Raw genomic sequence first — 24,589 nt, forward strand, 5'->3', positions numbered from 1 at the left:
CGTTGTTATGGTCGAAAAAAGACCTTCCCAAGGCCGACCTGGGAAGGGCCACCAAAGGCGCTGCCTATGCCTATGAAGGGTCGGCCCGCATGTGGCTGAAAGATTATGCTGCCGCGTTGGTTGCTTTTAATAATCCTGAGTTTTCTGCCAACTATAGTTTATTGAAGAACTTTGCCGATGTGCATGAATACGATAACCAGAACAACGATGAATCGTTGTTTGAAATTCAGTTTGAAGTAAAACAGGGCGACCCGCAGGACTGGGGTGGAAGCTGGAATCCGCCCGGTGGTGAAATTGCCTGGATAGACAGTTTCAGCTGGCCTGAGGAAATAACCCAGCAGGGTTATGATTATGGTAACCCTGCGTTATGGAATTCCTTCCAGGAAGGCGATAAACGTAAACTGCTTACTATAGTGGGGCCTGGCGATACCTTGGCGAGCCCGGGCATTATAAAAGCCTGGGGCGGCATAAAGGGGTACATTCCGGTGAAAGACGGTTTTGCAAACGGCAATCCAAAATATAAAGCGGATGATAGTACGATCCTGAACACGGTGGGCACTAAAACAAGACCCTGGTATGGAAGCGACAATGCCCGTACAGGTTATTATTGCGCTAAAAAATGGCGTGATTACAATCTTACCGGCGGTTATGGTCCGCAAAAAATATTCGGCGATCAGAACCAGATCCTCATGCGGTATGCGGAAGTGATCTTAAGCAGGGCCGAATGTAAAGTGCGCACCAATGATATCGCCGGCGCTATGGCCGATCTGAAACTGGTAAGAGACCGCGCCTGGGGTGGAACCGCCCCTGCGGTGATGAAAGACAGCGCCAATTATGATGGCACCCCGGGACAACCCATCACCGACCCATTGCAAATGGTGTTGAGCGAATACAGGCATGAGCTGGCCGGCGAATATTCCCTGTTCTTTCTCCTGTGCAGGGCAGGTACCAATGAAGCCATCGCTTTTATAAAGAAGGCCAATGGTACGGTAGATGGCAGTTATGAACCGGTGCCCAACCCGGCCCCCGGCCCCACACACGACGGTAAAAAGCATGGCTTATACAATACTTCGTTAACACCAGAGAAAACCCTGTTGCCGATACCGCAGGTAGCCATTTCGCTGAACCCGAATTTAACCCCGAACCCGTAGATGGCAAACGGCAGACGGCAAACACGATCCGCGGTTTTCTGCCGTCTGCCTTCTGTCGTCTGCCTGCAGCTTTTATGAATACATTTCGATTACTACATATTGGCATATTATTATTTTGCATTGCCGCGTGCCGGTCAAAACATCCGTTATTCGAGAAAATTGCGGCGGAGCACTCAGGCATTACGTTCAATAATCGTATTGTTGAGAACGACACTATCAACCCGTTGAACGTGGTGAACATCTACAATGGCGGTGGCGTGGGCATTGGTGATTTTAATAATGATGGGTTACAGGATATCTTTTTTACCGGCAATATGGTGAGCAGCAAATTATATCTCAACAAAGGCAATTTTGAGTTTGAAGATATAACGGCAAAAGCAGGGGTTGAAGGAATGGGCCGGTGGGCAAGGGGAGTGGCCGTCGTAGACATCAATAACGATGGCCTTATGGATCTCTATGTGTGCAATACGATCTATAAAGATTCGCTGAGAAGAAGAAATATTTTATATGTAAACCAGGGAAAAGATAAAGCGGGGATCCCGCATTTTAAAGATCTGGCAGCCGAATATGGCCTCGATTGTCATGTGCAATCCACCATGGCTGCTTTTTTCGACTATGATAACGACGGCGATCTCGACATGTACCTTACCGTTAATGAAGCGTCGAACGGCTATAACTCCTCCGTTTTTTTAGAGCGTAATAAAAGCAACACCGGGCCCAACCGCGGCCGGTTGTTTCGCAATGATCCAGACCCCATTTTAAAACACGCCGTTTTTCATGATGTGTCTGATGAAGCCGGGATCAAAGAGCATGGTTATGGACATGCCGCCACTGTTTGCGATATAAACAACGATGGGTGGAAAGACATTTATGTGTCGGATGATTTCCTGTCGAACAATATTTTGTACATCAACAACCACGATGGTACGTTTACAAACCGGGTAAAAGAATATTTCAAACACACGTCATTCAATACCATGGGTCAGGATGTGATTGACATCAACAACGATGCGCTGGCCGATGTAATTGAGCTCGACATGAACCCGCCGGATAATTACCGGAAGAAATTAATGACAGCCACCACCAATTATGTCACTTACCAGAACTTCGATAATTACGGGTATCAATACCAGTATGTTCGCAATACCCTGGCATTGAACAGGGGCCCGCGGCTGGAAGATAATGACTCATTGGGCGCGCCGGCTTTCAGTGATATTGGTTTCATGAGCGGTATTTCGCAAACCGACTGGAGCTGGACACCGCTGGTAACCGATTTTGATAATGACAGTTACCGGGATCTTGTTATTACCAACGGGTTTCCCAAAGATGTAAGCGACCACGATTTTGTAAGTTATCGTGCAAATGCCACCAACCAGCTGCCCCAGTCGCAGTTGATAAAACAGATCCCGGAGGTAAAGCTGCATAACTATGCGTTTCATAATAATGGCAACCTCACCTTCAGTGATGTCACTGAGAACTGGGGATTGAAACTGCCTGCTTTTAGTAATGGCGCTGCCTATGCCGATCTTGACAATGACGGCGATATGGACATGGTGATTAACAACATTAACGACGAAGCTTTTTTGTACAGGAATACGGCCCGCGAAAAAGATACCGCCGCCAATCATTACCTGCAGATCAGCTGTAAAGGCGGTGCGGAAAACAGGAACGGCCTTGGCGCCCTGGTAATCATTTACTATGATAGGGGCAAGGTACAGGCATTTGAAAACAATCCTTACCGCGGGTACCTTTCCTCTGTGCAGGGGGTAGCCCATTTCGGCCTGGGAAAAACAAAAGTTGTTGACTCCGCAGTCATCCTGTGGAATAACGATAAAAAAGAAGTAGTAAAGAACATACAGGCAGATCAGCATATTTCGGTAAGTATAGCCAATGCCCATGATGTTAATGAGGCTATACAACCGGTTGTACCTGCTACGGCTTTGTTCCGTCATGTAGCCCCGTCGTCAGGTATTAACTATGCGCACCGGGATTATGATTTTGTTGATTTTAATCTTCAATCCATTCTTCCACACAAGTTCTCGGAATATGCGCCCGCGCTGGCTGCTGCTGATATAGACGGAAACGGGTTGGATGACCTGGTAATGGGAGGAAATGCCCTTAACCCCGCGCAGTTGTTTTTGCAACAGGCAAACGGCTCATTTGTACAAAAAGAATTGTATGCGGCCGATCACCGGGCAAACGCTGATTATAAAGACCAGGGCATCCTGGTATTTGATGCCAATGTGGATGGGAAACCCGATATCTATATTGCCAGCGGTGGTTTTCATAATGCAGCCGGAAATGCCTGCTACGAGGATAGATTATACATCAACGATGGCAGGGGAAATTTTTTGCCAGACAGTACCGCTTTACCCCGAAATTTTACCAGTAAACTTTGTGTAAGGGCATTTGATTATAACAAAGACGGAAAACCCGATCTGTTTGTAAGCGGCCGGGTTGATCCCGGCCATTATCCCAAACCGGTAAGCAGTTTTATTTTCAGGAACGATTCAGAAAAAGGGCACGCAAAATTTACTGATGTAACCGCAACCGTGGCCCCTGAATTGACAAACATAGGGCTGGTTTGTGATGCCCTGTTCACCGATTTTGATAACGACAATGAAACCGACCTGGTATTAACCGGGGAATGGATGCCGGTTACTTTTTTTAAGAACCAGCATGGACAATTTAAAAACGTGACACCCGGTACTGGCATAGGTAATAAAACGGGATGGTGGAGCTCGATCGTTGCCGGAGACTTTCGTCATACCGGCCGCACCGATTATATCGTGGGGAATGTTGGACTGAATACCTTATTCCGGGCCAGTGATCAATATCCCGTTGGGGTAACCGCCGGAGATCTTGCCGATAATGGCGGCTATCTGGCCATACCCTGGTTATTTCTTCCCGATAAGAATGGTGCATTGAAAGAATTCCCTGCCCATGGCCGGGATGATATTGCAGAAAGATGGCCTGCCATAAAAAAGAAGTATGAACAATATAAGCGGTTTGCAGTAGCTACTATGGATGATATTATACCTGCAGACAAAAGATCGAATTCGTTGCAGTTACAGGCCAATATGCTGCAGAGTTGCTTTCTCCAAAATGATGGGAATGGTAAATTCACCCTGGTTCCCCTGCCGTTGGAAGCGCAGGTGTCTGTTATAAACGGAATGATTGCCGATGACTTCGATGGGGATGGTAACCTGGATGTATTGGTAAATGGGAACGATTTCGGTACGGATATTTCCATTGGGCGCTATGATGCCTTAAATGGTCTGTTGCTGAAAGGGGATGGCAATGGGCGTTTTATTCCGCTTACCATTCAGCAAAGCGGCATCTACATCCCGGGCAATGGAAAAGCATTGGTAAAATTGGCCGGAAGCAAGGGGAATTACCTGGTTGCTGCAAGCCAGTACAGAGATGCTATGAGGATCTTTGAACTAAAAACAACCCCGCGGCTTGTAAAGATCAATCCCGATGACCGGATGGCCATTCTGCATTATAAGAACGGGAAGGTTTGCAAAGAAGAATTTTATTATGGATCTTCCTTCTTATCCCAGTCGGCCCGGTTGATCTCCATTACGCCAACCATTACAGGAGTAGATATTACAAACAATACAGGCAGTACAAGAAAAATTTCTTTTGAATAAATGGGATCAAAGGGCGGCGACAGGCCGCCCTTTTTTCAAGGTGTGCTTTGCACGATCATTTAATGCCATAAAAGAAGCTCCGGAGTTCTTCTGCAAAAATATCCGGCACCTCAAGGGCCGCGAAATGTCCGCCTTCTGTCACTTTTTTAAAACTGACTACATTCACAAAGCGCTCTGCCCACTCTTTTGGAAATTGCGCTTCTCTCGGAAACAGCGTTACACCTGCCGGTACATTGCTTTTCTGCAGTGGTTGTGAGCCGCCCCACTGCGCCATCGCCTCTGCTTTATACATTCTTACAGATGACCCGATGGTTTGCGTTGCCCAATAGATCATGATGTTGGTCAGTAATTCATCTCTGCCGCCGAATGCCTGGGTTACCGGTCACATAATCCTATAGTGACTCGTGTGTACCATGACAACTTCAGCGGCCAGGTTATGAAATGTGTGTATTGCGTGGAAGTTAAGATCAATGTCCCAGGTGCGAAGCGCTATTCGGGATCTTCTCCTTTTTCATGATAGCCATTATTTCATTGGCTGATAAAGGAGCGGCAAATATTTTTATATGATCCATGTAACCATCAAAGATCCGTTGCCCGGGAAATTCTTCATTGCGGCCTATCGTCCATTTGTTGGGAACGGATAAATTAATGCGATCGGGCAAACGGGTGGTTCCTTTCAATGCCCCGTCGATATATACTTTTAAAGAGTTCCCATCACAAACGCCTGCCAGGTGATGCCAGTTGTTGAACCAGTTGGCTGGTAACGGCGCCCCGCATTCGCCCCGGCCCCAGCCACCTGCAAAAAATGTTAGCTGCTTATTACCCGCCACCTGCAATACATGATAATCACCTTTTGTGAAAAGATCCACCAATCCGTCGTTCTTTCCAATGGGAAACACCCATAAGAGCATGGTTATGGTTTCGCCCATGCTATCAACAGGTAGCGAGTTGGGCACCTGGATATAACAATCTTTGTTAAAACGCAGCGTCCTGAGTGCCTTGCCCGCCGGAGCTTTGCAGAGACGGGTGGTTGAATTCGCATTCGGCGCCTCCCGCATAATGCTGCCATTATTCCCAAAACCCGAGCCATCGATCACCACACTGCCATCTGCAGCAACTACCGATAGATCCAATAAAGCGGTCTCTGTATTGCTGTTACACACTTTAAATAATTTTTCTACATTATTAACCCGAAGTGTTTGCATGCCCGCCTTTTTTACCGGCACCATCTGTGCAACAGGCTGAATAGCTCCTGGCTGCAAAGAGAGAGTGTCTGTACAGATCAATGAATCGTTTATGCTAACAGGAAGATAAAATGTATGTGGTTCCCCGTCTGTATTCTGTACATTGAAAGTGATCGACTGCGATTCACCGGAACGGATAACCGGTTTTATTACCAGTGCGCTGATGGCAGGGGGAGGGGTGAAGCCGGTTGTTGCCCGTTGTACGTCAACTTCTTTGGCTATTGATCCGTCAATTTGTATACTGGCTTTTCCAAAGGTATACAACCGACATAACATAGAGTCAGTAAGGGTTGCATTACCAGGCACCAGGCAATTCTTTTGTGCAACTACTTTTCCATTTACAAACAGCGTTACATTTTTTGTACCGGTGCTTCCTGTGTTTTGCCATTCAAAATATACCCATATGGGTTCATGCGGCGCTACATTATTTTTTGAAAGCCAGTAATTAACCAGGTGAAAGCCGGGATTACTTACAGTTTCTGAAATGCCGATTACAGCTGTATCAGACACCCATTCGGGATGCGGCACAGAATCTGTCACGAAATCCATTTCACCACCCTGTACAAGCAGGGCATGTGACAACCATAAGCGGTGGCAAGGAATGCCATTCAGCGATACCTTTTTTACATAGCTGTTTTGTGCAGACGCATTGGCTCCCCTGATCACATATTGCTTTCCATTATTAAGATGAATAGTAACCGATTTGAAGAGTGGTGAACTGATAGCATATACCGCACGGCCGGGACATACCGGATAAATGCCCATAGCACTAAAGATAAACCAGCTACTGGTAGCGCCGAGATCATCATTACCCGGTAAGCCACCAGGTGTTGCACTAAAGCGGGTATGCATTATTTTTTGCACCCATTGCTGGGTTTTATAGAAAGAATCCGTGTAATTAAAAAGGTAAGGCACATGAAACAGGGTTTCATTATCAAATACCAGCTGTTCAGTGCCAAGCGCTGAATCGAGCCTGGAAACAAATGCCTGATCACCGCCCATTATATTCACCAGGTCTTTTGCGTTGTGCGGTACAAAATAAGAATATACCCAGGCATCGCCTTCTTTATAGCCAAAAGTACCGGGCTGTAATTTGAATTCATTTCCATTGCGTGGTAATAAAAATAATTCCTGCGCATTAAAGAGGTTGCGATAATTAAAAGCTGCCTGAATAAAATGAGCATAGGTGGCGGAATCGTGCATGGCCCGGGCAAACTGCGCCAATGCCCAGTCATCGTAAGCATATTCAACGGTTCGGGTAACCGATTCGGGATAGGAGAATGGAATGTAACCCGTTTTGCGGTAAACTTCCATATCGGGTTGAATAAAGGGCCCCGCAGCCATGCTTTTTTTCATGGCCTTTAATGCCAGCAAACTATCTGAAACTTTTATTCCTTTTAACCATGAATCGGTAATAACCACAATGGCATGATTACCGGTCATAGACTCTGTTGGCAGGTAGCCGGTTTGCCGGTAAATATCGAGCATCGACTCCACCATGTCTTTTTGCCTGTCGGGAAACAACAAACACAGCAAAGGATGCAACGTTCGAAAAGTATCCCAGGGAGAAAAGGTACTGTATTGACAGGCGCCTGTAGTTTGATGCACCTGTCCATCGGCGCCGCGGTATTTTCCGTTTGCATCCGAAACGATCCGGGGAACCAGTAACGCATGGTATAAGGCAGTATAAAAAATGGTCTTATTGCTTTCACTGCTATCCTCGATGGTAATTACCGACAGTGCCTGGCGCCATTTATTACGGGTATCTTCCAGGCGTTCATTGAAACGCCTGTTTTCCGCCACCATATTTATCACAGCGCCTTCAACGTTTACGGTAGAAACGCTTACTTGTAATTCTATTACAACAGGCCCCGATGATTGGGGCGCAAACGTAAGCAGATAGCCACCGGGCACCTCCTCGCGGACGAGGTAGTCTTTGTTAAACCGGAATAAGGTATTCAATACCGTACCGGTTATTTCATGTTTTGACCTGATCCTTAATTTACCGGCATCGCCGATAAATATTTTCGGGATTACCTTTTGAGGAAAAGTAAAACGAAAGTGACCTGTTCGTTCCCCAGCAGTTGCTTCTACAAGCGTGTGATCATCGCTGAACGATACGGCGTAATAGCCGGGAGCAGCTTTTTCTGCCTGATGAGAAAAATTTCTGAAATATTTATTTAGAAGGAATTTATCAGCAGCCTTTACCGGCATAACGGCCACACGACCAGCTGAGCCATTCGGAAAACCGCTCAAATGCTGTGTACAGCTGAAAAAATAAATACTGGTATCGTGATAATTATAGCCTTTACCGCCGGTTGCACGCGTTTCGGGCGTTACCTGTACAGCACCCCATGGCGCTACCGCCCCGGGATAGGTGCCGCCTTCACTGCCCCATTTGGTACGTACATTTGATCCGGTGGTACCAATAAATGAATTTACATATTGTAAGGGATCGGTTTGCGCCCATGCGTTACTGGTAACGGCTACTATGATACAGAGTAAGAGATATTGTTTGATGAAAGGCATGTTACAGTTCCTGGTTCACCCTGTTTACATATTTTGTATACAATCGCTTTGCCACTTCTATGGCATTACCAGCAGGCGAGGGGGAATACGCATCGTTGCTATTAACCCAATTCCATTCCCATGTTTTTACAGCAGCTTCAAAATCGTTCATCTCCATTCTGGCGCCGGTAGCCATTTTCTGTTGCAGACAGGTGAAGAACTGTTGCCAGCGCGGTTTGTAAAATCCTTTTATTAAACCAGCCCATTGCCGGCAGGAATATTCATGTAATTCGCTTTCTTTATTGCCCCATAAGGTGATGACATTCCTTGCATTTAACTCATATAATTTTTTTTCATTTTCATCGGCGCCACAACTACGGGCATCGGCGATCCATTTACCCAATAAAAAGTCTTTGCGGGTAGCCAGCAATTCATCCATATCATCCATGAGCTCCAGAAATTCCCGGGTGTATTTTGAAAAAGCAGCCGTATTGTTTTGCAAATAAGCGAGCACCCATTTTTGTTGTAACGGTGTAGCATAATTGGCCAAGACCTGGCGGGTGATATCAACCAGGTCGTATTGAAAGCCGTCGCTTTGCTGCAGGGCAGGAATGGTTTGGATAAAAAGCGTCCAGGCTGAAACCAGTTGGTTGGGATCGTAATCCAGTTTTGTTCTTACTCTGTCACCAAACAGATTGATAGTAGGTCTGGCTACTATAATCGATTCCGGCCCTCCTTCACCCAACCCGCCATTGTACACCGTTTTGCCGAGTATCCGCCATGCTGAATCAATGAGATCGTTTGGTACGCCGTATCGCTGTGTGGCATATTGCGTTAACCATTTTTCAAGGTCTACACCCGCTTCATTCCATACATTTTCCAGCATGAGGTGATAAAGCGCCGGATTTTGTTCTATGCCTTCCATGGTTAACCCGATACCTTCCATTTTACGGGATGAATTATTGTGCAAGGCGGCTGAAGGGTCCTTTGCGGCATTGGCCATTCTACCCCATAAACTGATGTTACCTCCAAAATTGTGCAGCATATTCCAGATCCAGGGTTTGCCATAGTACGCTTCCGTTCGGTTCCACACCGGATGGCTTTCGCTGTAGAGGTCCAGCATGATCAGGTGATCATCCGGCACGGCATTGAGCAAGGCCTTTATTTGTGTGGGTTGCCAGTAATCGGAATTATAATGAAACATCCATCCCTGCATCACCCATATTGCAGCCGGATCGGCGCTGGCCATGGATTGAAATACTTTTTTACTCATGTCATCCAAAAAGGCGGAGTCCCTTGTTGGGGGAACATTTTCATTAAACGTATCGGCACTATAAAAATGATCGGTACCATACGCTGCTGTTTGCGCTTCGATAAATTCTTTACCAACACTTTCAAACAGGCCATCAGCGGGATCTAAAATATATACATCCGGAAAACCTGCTCCCCAGTTGGTCTTTTTTATTTTCGCATGGGGGAATTTCTGATTGAACGATGGAGGCACATGACCGGTAAAAGCAGGCAATACCGGTTTCATTCCAAAACTGCGTTCTCTTTCCAGTATTTGCTTTTGCAATTCCATTTGCCTGTTCATCCAGTGCTGTGGTAATGGACCATCCCATCCATCGATATTACCCATCCACAACCACGAAAAATAGGCTGGACCAGTAAAAAAGCCTGCCAGCTCATTATCGGTTAAGCCCATTTTTTTATATACCTGTTGCCAGACAGCTTCTTCACCGGTAAGCGCCAACGGCATGTTGATCCCGTTGAGCGCCATCCAGTCAATTTCCTGTTGCCACCGGTCCCAGTCCCACCAGGCCATGGAATATTGAAAGGTGCAGTAATTGAGATAATACCTGTATTTATATGGAGTGGCTTTATGCACTTTTTTTGTAACCCGGGGCAAGGGAACTGGCAAATGCATATTAATGCCATTCCAGCTTAGCTGGCAATTACAATATTGTTGCAGGTAATAGTTCAGGGCAGAGGCAACAGACAACCCATTATTACCTCGTAATACAATTTTTCCTTTGCGGCTTTCGAGTTCAAATACATCTTTGCCATTCTGCTGTGGTATAGCTTCGATAATAAAAGAATCAGCTCTGTCTTTAACTATACGCTGAACAAAAGCGGTAAGGGCTGATCTGTTTACCTGCGAAAAGGCGGTTTGGGGAGCCAACAGGCAATAGACAATAGACAATTGACAAAAGAAAACCAGATACTTATTACCCATTGTTAATTGCCTATTGCTTTTTGTACATTGCCTATTATCCATTGCCAATTGCTTATTGTTTTAATAATTCGGGTTCTGTGTTATAACGCCCTTGCTTTCATCGATCACCACCTGCGGAATGGGCACATAATAATTCTTTGGGCGCTGAAACACCCGCCCAGGTACCACTACTGCGCCATTATAGGGCTGCAACGGAGATGCCTTTTTGGGTTTGTTGAAAATGGTATCCAGGTTAATCAGCTTTGCTTTATCCCAGCGCAACAGGTCCTGAAAACGTACATTTTCTCCACCCAGTTCAACACGCCTTTCATGGATCAGCTGATTTATACCTGCACCGCTTATGGTAGCCAGTCCTGCTCTTTTTCTGACTACATTAATTTCGGCATCACCGGCGCCTGCGCCATTTTTTCTGATCTTTGCTTCGGCTACCAGCAAATAAATATCGGCAGTACGTAACAGGGGCTGTTTCAGATCGCCATCCAAACTACCCGAACCATCGGGATTATAAGCCGTGTATTTTCTTAAGCAATATCCGGTTTCAAGCGAATTGCTGGGCAACATTCTTCCTGTTGTCTGACCCGTTTTACCGGTGAACATCTGGTAGGCATCTTTGTCGGTTATTTCGATCATTGTGGTTTGCCAGGGGATTGAATCACCCACCTGGAGCAGGGTTGTTTTTTTACGGATCGAATCGGCTGTTTCAAACTCATCGGCAAAGTTTTGGGTGGGATGATGAAACCCCCATCCGTTCCAGGCACGTGGGGTGAAATAAACATTTATAGGAGCGTTATTGAAATTGTTTTTATTCCAAACGGCAAAAAGAATTTCTGAATTGCTTTCCTGGCTGCCCAACGTAAAATTGTCGCGGTAACTGGTGGCCAGTGCATAGTTGGCATCGTTGATCACTTTTGATCCGTATTCGATAGCCTTATCCAGGTTGTCCTGCATCATGTACAGTTTGCAAAGCATCGCCCATGCGGCGCCTTTATGCACGCGTCCTTTATCTTCATCGCCGTATGTTTCGGGCAACAGGCTGGCCGCTTTTAACAGATCTGATTCAATTTGTGCACGCACTTTAGAAATGCTGTCTTTCGGCACGTTGTAGTTACCGGTAACCACATTGTCTTCCAGGATCAACGGCACACTGCCAAAGATCTGGTTCAGGATATAATATCCGTAAGCGCGTAAGAAGTAAGCTTCGCCCAGCGACCGGTTGCGGATGGCATCATCCATGGTGGGCACTTTGGGAATATACGTAATGGCATTGTTGGCACGGGCTATTTCTTCGTACGACCATGCCCAGGTAGGGCGCAGCTGATAAGTGGTGGGCGTTGCGGTGAACCGTTCTATTTCCCAAAAATCAGGGTGGTCGCCGTCAACTGAAATATCGTCGCTTGCATCGTCGAATGCGTAATTGTTATGTCCTACCCCTTCTTCCTGGGTAAGCACATTGTAGATCCCATTAACGCCGGCAATTACATCGTTTTGATTGCGCCAGTAGTTGGTTGTTGTATAAGATCCGGTGGGCTCGCTGTCTAACGGATGTTTTATACATCCGGCTACCAGAATAAACAGTATGCAGCCTGTAAAAAATATATATACCAGATTAAGTTTCATGATTCTGTTGTTTTAAAACTAAAAATTAAAAGAAGCGCCTATCATCAGGGTTCTTGAAGGCGGGTATTGCGCTACATCAACCCCTCTTTGTCTGTTGCCATCGGTATAACCCAGCTCAGGTGTATAACCGCTGTACGGCGTAAGTATAAATGCATTGTAGCAGCTTACATACACTCTGGTGTCGGGTAATGAGGCGTCGGCTATTTTTAGTTTACGAAAAGTATATCCTACTGAAATGTTTTTAAGGGCCAGATAATTTCCTTTTTCGATCCATAGATCGCTCGAGCGGTAGTTTAAGTTGTCATTGGTGCGGCTTAAGCGTGGCAGGCTGTTGCTGGTGCCTTCGCCATGCCAGCGGCCTAATGCTTCGTGGTACATGTTAAATACCTGTGTAGCATCCAAACCGGCCATGCGATCGGCATTGTACAGCTTAACACCCATAACGCCTGAGAAACTAAAGCTCAGATCAAAACCTTTATACCAGGCGCTGCCGTTGATACCATACGTGGCGCGTGGATTGGGATTGCCCAGATTTACGCGGTCTTTATCGTCGATAATCCCATCGCCGTTTTGATCAAGGAACCTTACATCACCGGGTTTAATATTTGGTTTGTTAAGATCGTTGGTAATATTGGGGTCTTTATCAATGTCGCTCTGGTTCTGATACAAACCGCCGGTTTTAAATCCGTAGAACGAGGCAAGCGGTTGCCCTTCGTAGGTACGTGAAGTTTCGAGCGACTCACGTCCGTAAAAGGCAGCGCCTATATAGTCTTTATTATTACCATACAGTTTGGTCACTTTATTTTTAATAAAGGCTGCATTTACACTAATATTATAACCCACTTCACCTGCTTTATCCTGGTAGCCCAATTCTACTTCAACACCCTTGTTATTTAAAGTGCCCCTGTTTTGGTTGGGAACTACCACTACACCGCCGGGTATGTAGCCGCTTCCAGCGCCATAGGTTTCAACCAGCGGGTAGGGGATCAGCATGTCTTTGGTGTTTTTGTTGAACCAGGTAACGGTACCGGTCAACTTATTGTTTACAGCGCCAAATTCAAGACTGATATTCGTCATTTCAGCTCTTTCCCAGGTAATATCAAGGTTGCCAAGGCTGGTAAGGAAAGCACCATCCACTACATTGGTACCGGTACCAAAGGCGTAAATGGTTGATGCACCTCCACGTGTTATAATACCGAGGTATTGATAAGCGGGAACGCTTTGGTTACCCAGCTGGCCCCAGCCGCCGGTAACCTTTAAAGTGTTGATGAGTGAAATGTTATTTTTGAAGAAGTTCTCATCCGAAATGCGCCAGCCGGCCGAGAAGGCAGGGAAGTAACCCCAGCGGTTGTTTTTAGGGAATTTACTTGAACCATCTGCCCGCATGGTAGCGGTAAATAAATATTTTCCCTGAAAACTGTAATTGGCTCTTGCAAAATAAGAGACCAGTCCTGAGTCAGGAGCCGTGTAGCCGCCCGAAAATTGATTGGCGCTGCTGCCGCTGCTCAATACTCTTTGATCGCTGTTGGGATCGTCGTATCCTTTGCGCTGCGCAAAAAAGTAATTGCCTTTGAAATTCTGGGCCGAGTACCCGGCGGTAAGGTTCAGCGCATGATCTTTCCCGAATTTTTTATCGTAGGTAAAATAATACTCTTCAAGCATAGAAGAGTATTTGTTAGTGGATTGGGTGAGGGTTGCCAGTGAATTCACCCTTGTTTGATCGGGCGTGGCTATAGAAAAATCATAGCTGTTTACAGTGGATTCGTTATAGGCGTAGCTGGCCCTGAATCTAAGGTCTTTGATAATTTCCAGCTCGGCCCAGGCATTGGCCAGTATACGGTTCGATTTGTTGTACTGGTTCATATTCGCAGCTGTAAATACCGGGTTGTTGATATCACCCAGTTCATTATCGGCTTTTGAACTGCCCCAGGTACCATCATTGTTTTTAACCGGGATGGCGGGGTTAAAACGCAACGCGCTCCATATAAGTCCATCCTGTGAAGAACGCGTGTTGGGCGCTACATTGTCGGTACTTGCATACAAAAAGTTTTCACCTACTTTAATGCGGCTGCCAATTTTATGTTCTGAATTAAAACGGGCGCTGTAGCGTTTAAAGAAAGAATTTTCAATCAAACCTTTATTATCATAATAGTTGCCCGAGATGCTGTAGCTCGATGTTTTGTTGCCTCCGCGTAACGATGCATCTACATTATTTACTTTGCCGGTCCCAAACAAAGCGTTCTGCCAATCGGTACGCTGAACAGCATAGGTCGGGTCGTTCCAGATAGCAGGTACCGATGAACCATCATTGGTGAATTCTTCTTTCTTCAATGTTACGAGGTCGGGGGCGGTACGCAGATCGAGCTTCTTCAACACTTTCGACTGACCGGTATATACGTTTATATTGGTCTTGAGCGGCTGTTCAAAACTTCCTTTTTTGGTGGTGATCAATACCACTCCGTTTGCAGCTCTGGTACCGTAGATAGCAGAGGACGATGCATCTTTCAATATTTCAATAGAGGCAATATCGTTGGGGTTTACATCAGAAAGCCCGCCTGCAGGCACACCATCGATCACTACCAGCGGGTCAGAACTGTTGATGGTGCCTGTACCGCGAATCCGGATGGCGGGAGAGCTCGAAGGCGCTCCGTCGCCGCTGATAATATCAACACCCGAAGCCCGGCCCTGTAACGCCTGTGCTGCATTGGTAACCGGCAGGTTTTGAAAATCTTCGCCTTTTACCCGGCTGATGGTGCCTGTTACATCTCTTTTACGTTGTGTGCCATAGCCCACTACTACTACATCGGTTAACCCCGTAGCGGCTAATTTCATAGTAATATTCAACGCGGGTACAGCCGATTCGCCAACAGTTATGGTTGTTTTAATCAGTTGAAATCCTACCGAAGATATTTCCAGTTCCCACGTACCATCGGGCACAGTGAATTGAAATTTACCGTTACGGTCGGTAACGGTTCCGATGTTTAGTTTTTTGATAGAGACCGCTGCACCTTCAACAGGCTGATCTTTTTCATCCTTTACCGTTCCCGAAACAGGTTGGGCAGTGGTTGCATAAGCCGTTGGTACGTTTTCTATACCGGTAACTTTTAATTCCGGTGCAGCTGCGGTGGTCACTGTCTGTGCCGGGGTTGTTTCTACCTTCTTTTCTTTTTCTTTTACGATAATGGTCCTATCGTGCAGGATATAAATGAGTGGCTGATCTTTAAAGCAGATGTCAAGTACTTCCTTTACAGTAGCATTGCGCGCTTCAATATCTACCCGGTGCGCTTTGGCCAGTACCGGGCTACTGAATAAAAAATCGTATCCACCCTGTTGTTGGATCAGTTCAAAGATCTGCTCCAGCGTAGCGTTCTTTTTTACGATGGTGATCTTCTGTGCTATGCCCCCGGCACTTACATGCAGGGAAATTACAAATAGCAGAAAAGCAGTTAGTTTCATAATTAGCAGCATTTTGGCCGACAGCCACCGGTTGGTTGGACGGGTTACGCCGGATCCAGGTTCATTACTGCATGGCATTCTGTTCGATTGCCATTTTGCGCAGTAAATTGTGAATGTCATACTGTAAAGTTTTGGTTTAACAATGGTGAATGGGCAATGGTGAATGGTCAATGACTCACGAAATTTCTGAGTCTCGTATTAGTTATTAACCTCGCGAATAGGGTTCTATTCACCATTGACCATTCACCATTCACGGTAACACTATAATCTTTCCCTTTTTTCCATCAGCCCCCTGGTTATCTATTTGAAAATGCACGGTGCCTGTTAACTCCAATGTTTGTAAAAGGGCCGAAATATTTTGCGAGCGCGATACCACACCGGTATAATACTGATCGGTGTGGTCGGTTTTATATTCAACTTCCACATTATACCATCTTTCAACCTGCCGCATCAACTCACGAATGCCTGTTTCTTTAAAGCGGAAGTACCCGTTCTTCCAGGCAATTACCCCATCTGTCTGAACTGGGATGGGGTGGGATAGCTGGGATGTTTGGGATAAAGCTGTCTGTTGACCAGGCTTTAGTATAACTGATTGTTCTTTTTCTTCCCTTTGCCCTTCCACCTTCACGCTCCCCTGCAACAACGTAGTAAGAATGGCCTTCTCATTCTCGTAAGCATTTACATTGAAATGGGTGCCTAATACGGTCACTTCTTCTTTGTTGTTCACATTTACTTTGAATGGCTTTTGTGCATTGTGCGCTACTTCAAAATAAGCCTCGCCTGTTAATTGCACCCTTCTTTCCCGGGTTGCAAAAGTGGCCGGAAAGCATAGTGACGAACCTGCGTTCAACCATACTTTGGTACCGTCGGGTAATACCAACTGAAACTGACCGCCATGTGGAGTAGTAACAGTGTTGTACAATACTTCGCCGGCCTTTTGCTCTGATGTGGACCCTGAATTATAAATAAGCTGCGCTGTATTTTGTTTTATGATCCTGGTTTGCCCCTGCAATGCCAGCAAACCGGTTTGAACGGTATCGAGTACAATGGTGGTGCCATCGCCCAACGTAAGAAGGGCTTTATTACCGCCGGGGGCTATATCTTTTTTACTGGTAACTGCCGACACTACGGGCGCTGAAGTGGTGTTTGGGCGTGAAAAATAGAACCATGCACAGCCGGCCATTACCAGCACCAGTGCGGCGGCTGTTATGCGTAACCCGTGTGATGGCCAAAAAGGGCGAACAATTTTAGCGGGTGCATGGGCTCTTGTAGCCGTTTCAACCGATTGCCATATTCTATCCCAATCGCTTTGGTGAAGCGTTGTGTTGTTTACTTCTTTATCTGCAGTGTCAAAGATGAATTTCTTTAATGCGTCGTCGCCTTCCTGCTCTTTCAGCCATACAAATAATTCTTCCACTTCCTCGCGGCTGGCCTGGTTGGCGGCATAGAGCTGTAATAAATGCTGTATTCTTTGTTTCAACTAAACTCTTTACAGTATAGAGTAGGCTGAGCGTAAAACGGATGAGTGGAAATGAAAAAAATTATCCGATCAATAAAAAAGCTATCCCGGTCAAAATGAACAACACGCGGTCTTTGAGGCAATTGCGAATAAATTTTAAAGCCTGCAATACATGGCTTTTTACGGTATGTGGTGAAAGATCCAGCGTTCTGGCAATTTCATCGTAGCTTTTTCCCTGCACCTCGTGCAATTCATACATCAGCTTTTTTTGCGGTGATAACTGCTGTACTGCTTCTCCCAGCAGTTTTTGCTGGTCGTGCACAAAAACCGTTTCCTCTGTTTCGTTGCTATAGGGTTTGGTATTCCAGGTTGATAACTGCAGGATGCGTTCCTGGTTGGATTCCTTTTTTAAATACCTGCTTACTTTATTATATATGACGGTGTAAATATAGGCTTCGGCATCTTTTACCTGGGCCAGTTGCGCCCGGCTTACCCAAATGCTGATGAACACATCCTGCGTGATCTCTTCCGCAGCATAGGTGTGCCTGGTTAGCTTAAAGGCCACGGCATAGGTGCGGCTTTTGTACAGGTCAAAAAGCATTCTAAAGGCCTGCTCATCGTTTTGAGCAATAGCTTCAAAAAGTGCTTTGACCGATAAGTTGGGCAATATTTCATTGCTGGCTTTCATCGTTGATCATGTGTACCAGGTTACAAGTGCGTCTGTTTCAATATTTGTAACTGTCCGTTGTTCCTGGCTGCCATAATAAAATGGTTGTTGCCGCCCTGAACGGTTATCAGGTTTCGTACATCCCCTCGTATACATAAACCGGTTTGTTCATATAATAATGGGGTGAATTCACCTTTACCGTTGTTTTTCAATACCAGGCCAATACTGGCGTCGAGCGGGCCCAGCTGCACCCTGAACGGATAAAAATTACCGGCGACTATAAGATCCTTATTGCCGTCACCGTCGATGTCGGTAGCCACCATGCCTGTTATGGCGCTCATTTGTGCATATTGCGGCAGCGGCTGCAATATCAATTTTTTGTTACCCCTGTTTTTTACATATACCGAGGTAAGCGTTCTGATATTAACCGTGTGTGCATCCTGCAACTGATCTTTCGAAAACAGATCGGTCAATTGTGCGTCGGCATAGTCATTGTAATGCAGGAATTTTTTATTGATGCTTGGAATTTGTTCGGCCATTTCATCGCGTGAGTAATAGGGCCATTGTTTACCGCCATTATAATAGCATAGCACCGGATCGATACTGCCATTACTGAAAAAGTCTTTATACACGATGCTTACCGGTTCTTTTACCGAGGCTTTGAATTGGGTGTTGGTACCCAGGTTGCCAATAACCAGATCGGTATTTCCGTCATTATCGAAATCGCCGGTCAGCAGGCGGCACCACCAGCCTTCGGTATTGGCAAGACCATAGGCAGTTGTTTCGTTTACCAGCTGGCCCTGGTGATTTTCAAAAACGGTAATGGGCATAAATTCACCAACGGCAACCAGGTCATCCCAGCCGTCTTTATTAAGGTCAACCCATGCCGCATCGGTAACCATGCCGGCATGAGCCAGCGTGGGATCTTTCTGTACGTCTTTTGCAAATTGAATATGCCCGTTGGCGCTTTTATTTTTCAGCATAAAACTTTCGGGGGCCTGCGGAAAGCTGCCCGGTGAAATTTTACTTCCGATGAACAGGTCGGGCCGTCCATCGTGATCGATATCCGATACGCGAACACAGGAACCGCTAATTGTTTCAGCTGGTAAGGCATCTTCGCGTAATACAAAGTTGCCATGGCCGTCGTTTTCAAAAAAACGGTCCTGGTAGTTTTTATTACCTGGGTTGTATTCGGTGCCCCCGCTTACGACATACAGGTCCATGTCTTTATCGTTGTCGGCATCAAAGAACACCGCATCGGTATTGGTGATGTTGGTATTGCTGTTCCAGGGTTGGCTGGCAGCGGGTGTAAAGGCGCCCGCTTTTGTTTGCAGGTATAATACACTGCCGGAGCCCACTGATGACCCAATGAACACATCTTCCAACCCATCGCCGTTAACATCGGCTTTGGCTAAGGAAGGGCCCGATTTGGATAACTGGTAGGGCAGCAGGGGGAATATTTTAAAATCAACAAAGCCCATTGGTTTGTGAACGTAATTTAACCGGGAGGCCTGGGTAACATCCTGAAACAAAGGACCGGGAACTTCCATTTCGGGGTCCGGGACGTTCACCGTTGCCTCTTCATTGATTACAAGTGTGGTGTCGGCCTTTATGTGTTGAAGAAGGGTTGTTTTGCCTTGCGGCCATTTAATAGTTAATGATCCGATCATACTATCGGCGCCCAGGCCAATGTGCATGACCGGGTCAACCGATGATTGAAAGCCGCGTGTCAGGTATTGCTCCTGGAACTGGTTGGTATGGGCTGTTTGAATAAACACTTTAGCGCCTACACCATAGGTATTTTTGGCCGATGCTTTTAACCGGAGTTTTATATAATGACCTGCGTTTGTTTGGCGGCTGTGATTTTCATATACTGACACTTTATCGTTCAACGAGTTTATAACGAGGTCCAGATCGCCATCGTTATCGAGGTCGGCATAGGCCGCCCCGTTGCTTACTGTTTTTTTGGTAAGTCCCCAGCTGGCTGTAACATTGGTGAAACCCAGGTTCTGATTATTTTTAAAGAGGTAGTTATTGAGTTTGGTAGAGGGCATTTGCTGTATCAGCTGCCACATGGCCTCTTTATCGTTTATTTTACCAACATTTGGGTTTTGCGAATAACCCGAGGTGAATTTTACAAAGTCGAGATCGTTGATGTCTTTAAAGATACCGTTGGAGATAAAAAGATCTTTCCACCCATCGTTATCAAAATCGGCAAACAGGGGCGCCCAGCTCCAGTCGGTATTCGATACACCCGACATTTGCGCTATTTCGCTGAAGATGGGAATGCCGCTGCTGTCGGTACCATTGTTCAGTTGTAACGTATTGCGCATTTGCTGATAATGGTAGCCATTTTGTACGCGCATGGCGTACCGGTCGTAGGCATCGGGGCCTTTTAATAATTTCTGGCGGTGGTTGTCTTCGGGCAACATATCAAGCACCATAATATCGGGCCGGTTATCGTTGTTAAAGTCGGCTATGTCTGAACCCATGGCAAATTCCGACAGGTGGCCGGCTGCTTTGGTAAGCACTTCGCGAAAGGTGCCGTTGTGGTTGTTCAGGTACAGGAAGTCGCGTTCATCGTAATCATTGGTTACGTATATGTCGGGCCATCCGTCGTTATTGATATCGCTCACTGCCACACTCAGGCCAAAATTCAAACCGCTGCCATCGATGCCGGCCTGTTCGCTGATATCGGAAAATACGCCATTGTCGTTCCTGTACAGCCGGTTGCCAAATTTAGGGTGGCGGGTGCTGCGCAGTTTGGTTGAGTTAAAGAACGGGTTAAAGAACATGTCGGCATGGTTTACCATAAACAGGTCGAGGTCGCCGTCATTGTCCATATCGAAAAACGAAGCGGTGGTGGTATAGGTGCCGGGCGCATCTATACCGTATTGTTTGGCCTGTTCTTTAAAAACAGGGATGCCGTTTTGTACACCGGTATTGATGTATAATTCATTGGCCCTTTGGTCGTCGGTACCGGGGCCTGAGTAGCAAACATATATGTCGAGCAGGCCGTCGCCATTTACATCGGCCATAACAACGCCGGTTTTCCATTTAGGCCGGCCCTGGATACCGGCTTTTTCGGTAATATCTTCAAACTGCAGGTTGCCTTTATTCAAATAGAGTCTATTAGGTGTCATGTTACCGGTAAGCATCACCTCAGGCAATCCGTCGTTGTTGAGGTCGCCAACCGCTACACCAGCCCCATTATAGATATACTCATAGGTAAGCACATTGTAGTCTTTATCTTCCTTAATGGCGTTGGTGAAATCGATGTGGGAGTGGGAGGTGGCTACTTCGGTAAATAAAGTATTGGGTTCCTGTTTGCAGGAAAGTGCAAGCAAATACAGCATCTGTAGCGAAAACCAGATCTTTTTAGGCCTCATGCAGTTAATTATAACAATGTAACCGGTTTAAAAATCTTACAGGCAGGTTTTTGTGTGTATGGTTTGGTCGTGCATTATTTTGCCGATCACTGAAGTTGCGCATTTTTAATGCGCCCACATATTAAGTAATTGTTTTTTATTTACGAAAACGATTTCGTTGAAGGGGGGCATTTGGGTGAAAACTTTGTCATGGAGGCAATAGGCGCTCAACAGATCAAGATCATGCCCGATATCCTGATCGGGGGAGGAGGGGACGCCACCAACGGACCGATCAGCGGTCTGCTGGGATTGCAATTACTGGAACAGGTCCGGAAAAATGCAGCCAATGGCAATGGCGCTCACGGAACAGCCGGCAGCATTGAGAATAAATAAAGGGAATTCAAATAATAAACAACATATACAAACGAAAAGGCCGTACGGAGAGATCTGGCGGCCTTTTACTTTAAAAAGAATGACTGATCACATCATAAATGGCTGGCGCTGACTGTAACAAAAAGCAACATTTCAACACTAATCACATATCCGACCGGGGGACGCGTATTTCTTTATCATGATTGTAACCGGTAGAACCACTAAAGCGTCAAACAGGAGTAGCAAAGCAAAAATTAGAAGTAAAAAAAACATGATGAATAAAGAATTACTGAAATTTGTGATTTGTTATTTGGCACTGGTAAGCCTGCATGCTGAGGCGCAGCAAACGCATGAGCAATATATAAGGCCTGTAAATTACCTGTTGTACCTTCCTGACGGTTACTTACAGGATACTTTAAAAAAATGGCCCTTACTGCTTTTTCTGCATGGAAGCGGGGAAAGGGGCGATGATCTGGAAAAGGTTAAAACACACGGCCCTCCCAAACTCATTGCACAGGGAAAGAAATTTCCTTTCATCGTAGTTTCTCCACAAGCCACTCCCCAGGAAAAGGGTTGGTCAACTGCCGATTTGTATGCCCTTTTGCAAAATTGTAAGCAGAAATACCGGGTCGATCCTGACAGGATATATTTAACCGGGCTCAGCATGGGTGGATTTGGCACATGGAGCCTTGGCATTGAACACCCCGAAGAATTTGCAGCGATAGTTCCCATTTGCGGCGGGGGAGATACTACTGATATCTGGAAACTTCGAAATACGCCTGTTTGGTGTTTTCATGGAGCAAAGGATAAAAATGTTCCCCTTGCTTTTAGTCAAAAAATGATAAGTGCACTCCAGGCTTATAACCCCTCTGCAAAACTTACAATATACCCGGAAGCTGAACATGATAGCTGGACTTCCACGTACAATAATGAAAGTTTATATGAATGGCTGTTAATGCAGAAGAAATTCGAATATGCTCAGTCAACCACTATTAATTCCAAAATATTTAAGAAATATTCCGGAACCTATGTGGGTTTGGATAAAGATACCGTTGTGCTACAGGTAAAGGAAAATATGCTGCTTGCTTTGCATCAGAACAAAACATTCACCTTGCTGCCTGCTTCTGAGACTGTGTTTTTTATAGATAAGCATGAACCGGTGGATATTCGTTTTGCAACAGGCGCAGCAGGAAAAGTGACTGGTTTCATTGTTTATGAAAATAAAAGAATAACATACCGGAAAATTCAATAAATCGGATCCTGGTTGTATTGGATTTGATTACTTTGGCTGATCTTTCAAATGCAAAGTAGTTTCTTAGCAATTACAGAAGGCTACCCAATACAAAATATGAACACCACAAATATTGAAAAACACGATACGGCAAAACGGCTGAAAGCGATCTTTACAGGATCCGTTGGTAACCTGGTTGAATGGTACGACTGGTACGCTTATGCCGCCTTTGCTTTATACTTCGCACCCGTATTCTTTCCCAAAGGTAACTCCACCGCTCAGTTGCTGGATACAGCAGCCATCTTTGCGGTAGGCTTTCTGATGCGCCCCGTCGGCGGCTGGTTATTGGGCAGTATTGCAGACCGCGCCGGACGTAAAATAGCTATGACGCTATCTGTTCTGCTGATGTCAGCAGGCAGTCTTATGATCGCGCTGGCACCTTCCTTTGCTACTGCTGGTGTTCTTTCTCCCATTATCCTGCTGACGGCCCGGTTGATACAAGGTCTTAGCGTGGGCGGAGAATATGGTACTTCCGCGACTTACCTAAGCGAGATCTCTACGGCGGGAAAACGTGGTTTCTATTCCAGCTTTCAGTACGTTACCCTTATAGGCGGTCAGCTTATAGCACTGGGTGTACAAATGTTGCTGCAAAAGGTATTCCTGACTTCAGAACAATTACACGACTGGGGCTGGCGGATCCCATTTGTAATTGGTGCGGTACTTTCATTGTTTGCGCTTATCATCCGTCAGCATATGCAGGAGACCATTGTGGTGAAGAAAAAGGATGCAAAACGTGGATCTGTTATCACGTTATTAAAGGAACATCCGCGTGCGTTGCTTACTGTGGTAGGTCTTACCATGGGTGGAACATTGGCTTTTTATACCTATACTACCTATATGCAGAAATTCCTGGTAAATACGGTACATCTCAGCAAGGAACGTTCTACACAACTAACTTTCTGGCTAATGCTGATCTACGCGTGTATGCAACCGTTGTTCGGAATGCTGAGTGATAGGGTAGGCCGTAAACCGCTGCTGCTGGGCTTTGGTATATTGGGCACTTTATTCACCGTGCCTATTCTTACGGCGATCAGTAAAACGACTACTGAGTGGGGTGCGTTTTTCCTGATATTAGCGGCGCTGATCATCGTCTGCGGATATACTTCCATCAATGCCGTTGTTAAGGCAGAATTGTTTCCTGCTGAAGTAAGGGCGCTGGGGGTAGGATTGCCTTACGCACTTACCGTTGCGGTCTTTGGCGGTACGGCTGAATACCTTGCGTTATACTTCAAGAAAACCGGCCATGAGTCGCTGTTTTACTGGTATGTTACGGGATGTATTTTCATCTCGCTTATAGTATATGCAGTTGTAAGAGATACGAAACAGACTTCTCAAATTGATAAAGAAATGGTCTCCATGCCATAAAAAATGTGGCGTCTATATGTGGATATTGGTACTCATGGCGGCAGGGGTAAATGCTAAAAGGCTGAATCATGATACATCATTTCAATAGAGAACTATACTTTTATCTGGATATAGCTTACAGGGTGGCACGCTAATTTAAGTAATTGAAGTACCTGCTCTATAGTCTGAAAAGTCACCACTCATACATACCCAAAAGTTTTTA

Annotated in this window: 13 protein-coding genes; 5 read left to right on the plus strand and 8 right to left on the minus strand. The window is 45.8% G+C overall.

Annotated elements, in window-relative coordinates; genetic code table 11:
- On the plus strand, positions 1-1,151 hold a 1,151-nt coding region (locus tag ACJ751_RS28295; protein ID WP_407748901.1), incomplete at its 5' end, for a RagB/SusD family nutrient uptake outer membrane protein.
- 74 nt (positions 1,152-1,225) lie between these two features.
- Positions 1,226-4,804 carry a VCBS repeat-containing protein gene (locus tag ACJ751_RS28300; RefSeq protein ID WP_407748902.1) on the plus strand — a complete coding sequence of 1,193 codons (3,579 nt, stop codon included), beginning with the start codon at positions 1,226-1,228 and terminating at the stop codon, positions 4,802-4,804.
- Between the two features lie 55 nt (positions 4,805-4,859).
- On the opposite strand, the gene ACJ751_RS28305 is transcribed toward ACJ751_RS28300, so the two are convergent.
- The 8 genes from ACJ751_RS28305 to ACJ751_RS28340 form a co-directional block, all read right to left on the minus strand.
- The gene (locus ACJ751_RS28305) at positions 4,860-5,138 is read right to left on the minus strand and encodes an alpha/beta fold hydrolase (RefSeq protein WP_407748903.1); all 279 of its coding nucleotides are present in this window, start codon (positions 5,136-5,138) and stop codon (positions 4,860-4,862) included.
- Positions 5,139-5,271: 133 nt separating this feature from the next.
- Complete coding sequence (locus tag ACJ751_RS28310) at positions 5,272-8,577, minus strand: GH92 family glycosyl hydrolase (protein WP_407748904.1); 3,306 nt, start codon at positions 8,575-8,577, stop codon at positions 5,272-5,274.
- A gap of 1 nt (position 8,578) precedes the next feature.
- Positions 8,579-10,792 carry an alpha-N-acetylglucosaminidase gene (locus ACJ751_RS28315; protein WP_407748905.1) on the minus strand — a complete coding sequence of 738 codons (2,214 nt, stop codon included), beginning with the start codon at positions 10,790-10,792 and terminating at the stop codon, positions 8,579-8,581.
- Positions 10,793-10,852: 60 nt separating this feature from the next.
- Complete coding sequence (locus ACJ751_RS28320) at positions 10,853-12,409, minus strand: RagB/SusD family nutrient uptake outer membrane protein (protein ID WP_407748906.1); 1,557 nt, start codon at positions 12,407-12,409, stop codon at positions 10,853-10,855.
- Between the two features lie 18 nt (positions 12,410-12,427).
- The gene (locus ACJ751_RS28325; protein ID WP_407748907.1) at positions 12,428-15,985 is read right to left on the minus strand and encodes a TonB-dependent receptor; all 3,558 of its coding nucleotides are present in this window, start codon (positions 15,983-15,985) and stop codon (positions 12,428-12,430) included.
- Between the two features lie 130 nt (positions 15,986-16,115).
- A complete protein-coding gene (locus ACJ751_RS28330) occupies positions 16,116-17,345 on the minus strand; it encodes a FecR family protein (protein ID WP_407748908.1) in 1,230 nt (409 codons plus the stop codon).
- Positions 17,346-17,406: 61 nt separating this feature from the next.
- Complete coding sequence (locus ACJ751_RS28335; protein WP_407748909.1) at positions 17,407-18,012, minus strand: RNA polymerase sigma factor; 606 nt, start codon at positions 18,010-18,012, stop codon at positions 17,407-17,409.
- A 20-nt stretch (positions 18,013-18,032) separates the two neighbouring features.
- The gene (locus tag ACJ751_RS28340) at positions 18,033-21,380 is read right to left on the minus strand and encodes a VCBS repeat-containing protein (protein WP_407748910.1); all 3,348 of its coding nucleotides are present in this window, start codon (positions 21,378-21,380) and stop codon (positions 18,033-18,035) included.
- A 189-nt stretch (positions 21,381-21,569) separates the two neighbouring features.
- Between ACJ751_RS28340 and ACJ751_RS28345 the strand changes: the two genes are divergently transcribed.
- From ACJ751_RS28345 to ACJ751_RS28355, 3 genes are all read left to right on the plus strand, one after another.
- A complete protein-coding gene (locus ACJ751_RS28345) occupies positions 21,570-21,752 on the plus strand; it encodes a hypothetical protein (protein WP_407748911.1) in 183 nt (60 codons plus the stop codon).
- Between the two features lie 253 nt (positions 21,753-22,005).
- Positions 22,006-22,983: a prolyl oligopeptidase family serine peptidase gene (locus ACJ751_RS28350; RefSeq protein ID WP_407748912.1), complete on the plus strand. Its 978-nt coding sequence runs from the start codon at positions 22,006-22,008 to the stop codon at positions 22,981-22,983.
- Positions 22,984-23,079: 96 nt separating this feature from the next.
- A complete protein-coding gene (locus ACJ751_RS28355; RefSeq protein ID WP_407748913.1) occupies positions 23,080-24,387 on the plus strand; it encodes an MFS transporter in 1,308 nt (435 codons plus the stop codon).
- The last annotated feature ends 202 nt before the right edge of the window (positions 24,388-24,589 follow it).

Origin of the sequence: Niastella sp., from assembly GCF_045805085.1 — a bacterium.
Lineage (GTDB): Bacteria > Bacteroidota > Bacteroidia > Chitinophagales > Chitinophagaceae > Niastella.

Bases quoted from the DNA above. Each gene is read 5' to 3' on its own strand.
- ACJ751_RS28320 (WP_407748906.1), bottom strand. From the start codon at position 12,409: ATGAAACTTAATCTGGTATATATATTTTTTACAGGCTGCATACTGTTT.
- ACJ751_RS28355 (WP_407748913.1), top strand. From the start codon at position 23,080: ATGAACACCACAAATATTGAAAAACACGATACGGCAAAACGGCTGAAA.
- ACJ751_RS28340 (WP_407748910.1), bottom strand. From the start codon at position 21,380: ATGAGGCCTAAAAAGATCTGGTTTTCGCTACAGATGCTGTATTTGCTT.
- ACJ751_RS28345 (WP_407748911.1), top strand. From the start codon at position 21,570: ATGGAGGCAATAGGCGCTCAACAGATCAAGATCATGCCCGATATCCTG.
- ACJ751_RS28325 (WP_407748907.1), bottom strand. From the start codon at position 15,985: ATGACATTCACAATTTACTGCGCAAAATGGCAATCGAACAGAATGCCA.
- ACJ751_RS28310 (WP_407748904.1), bottom strand. From the start codon at position 8,577: ATGCCTTTCATCAAACAATATCTCTTACTCTGTATCATAGTAGCCGTT.
- ACJ751_RS28315 (WP_407748905.1), bottom strand. From the start codon at position 10,792: ATGGGTAATAAGTATCTGGTTTTCTTTTGTCAATTGTCTATTGTCTAT.
- ACJ751_RS28300 (WP_407748902.1), top strand. From the start codon at position 1,226: ATGAATACATTTCGATTACTACATATTGGCATATTATTATTTTGCATT.
- ACJ751_RS28335 (WP_407748909.1), bottom strand. From the start codon at position 18,012: ATGAAAGCCAGCAATGAAATATTGCCCAACTTATCGGTCAAAGCACTT.
- ACJ751_RS28305 (WP_407748903.1), bottom strand. From the start codon at position 5,138: ATGATCTATTGGGCAACGCAAACCATCGGGTCATCTGTAAGAATGTAT.
- ACJ751_RS28350 (WP_407748912.1), top strand. From the start codon at position 22,006: ATGAATAAAGAATTACTGAAATTTGTGATTTGTTATTTGGCACTGGTA.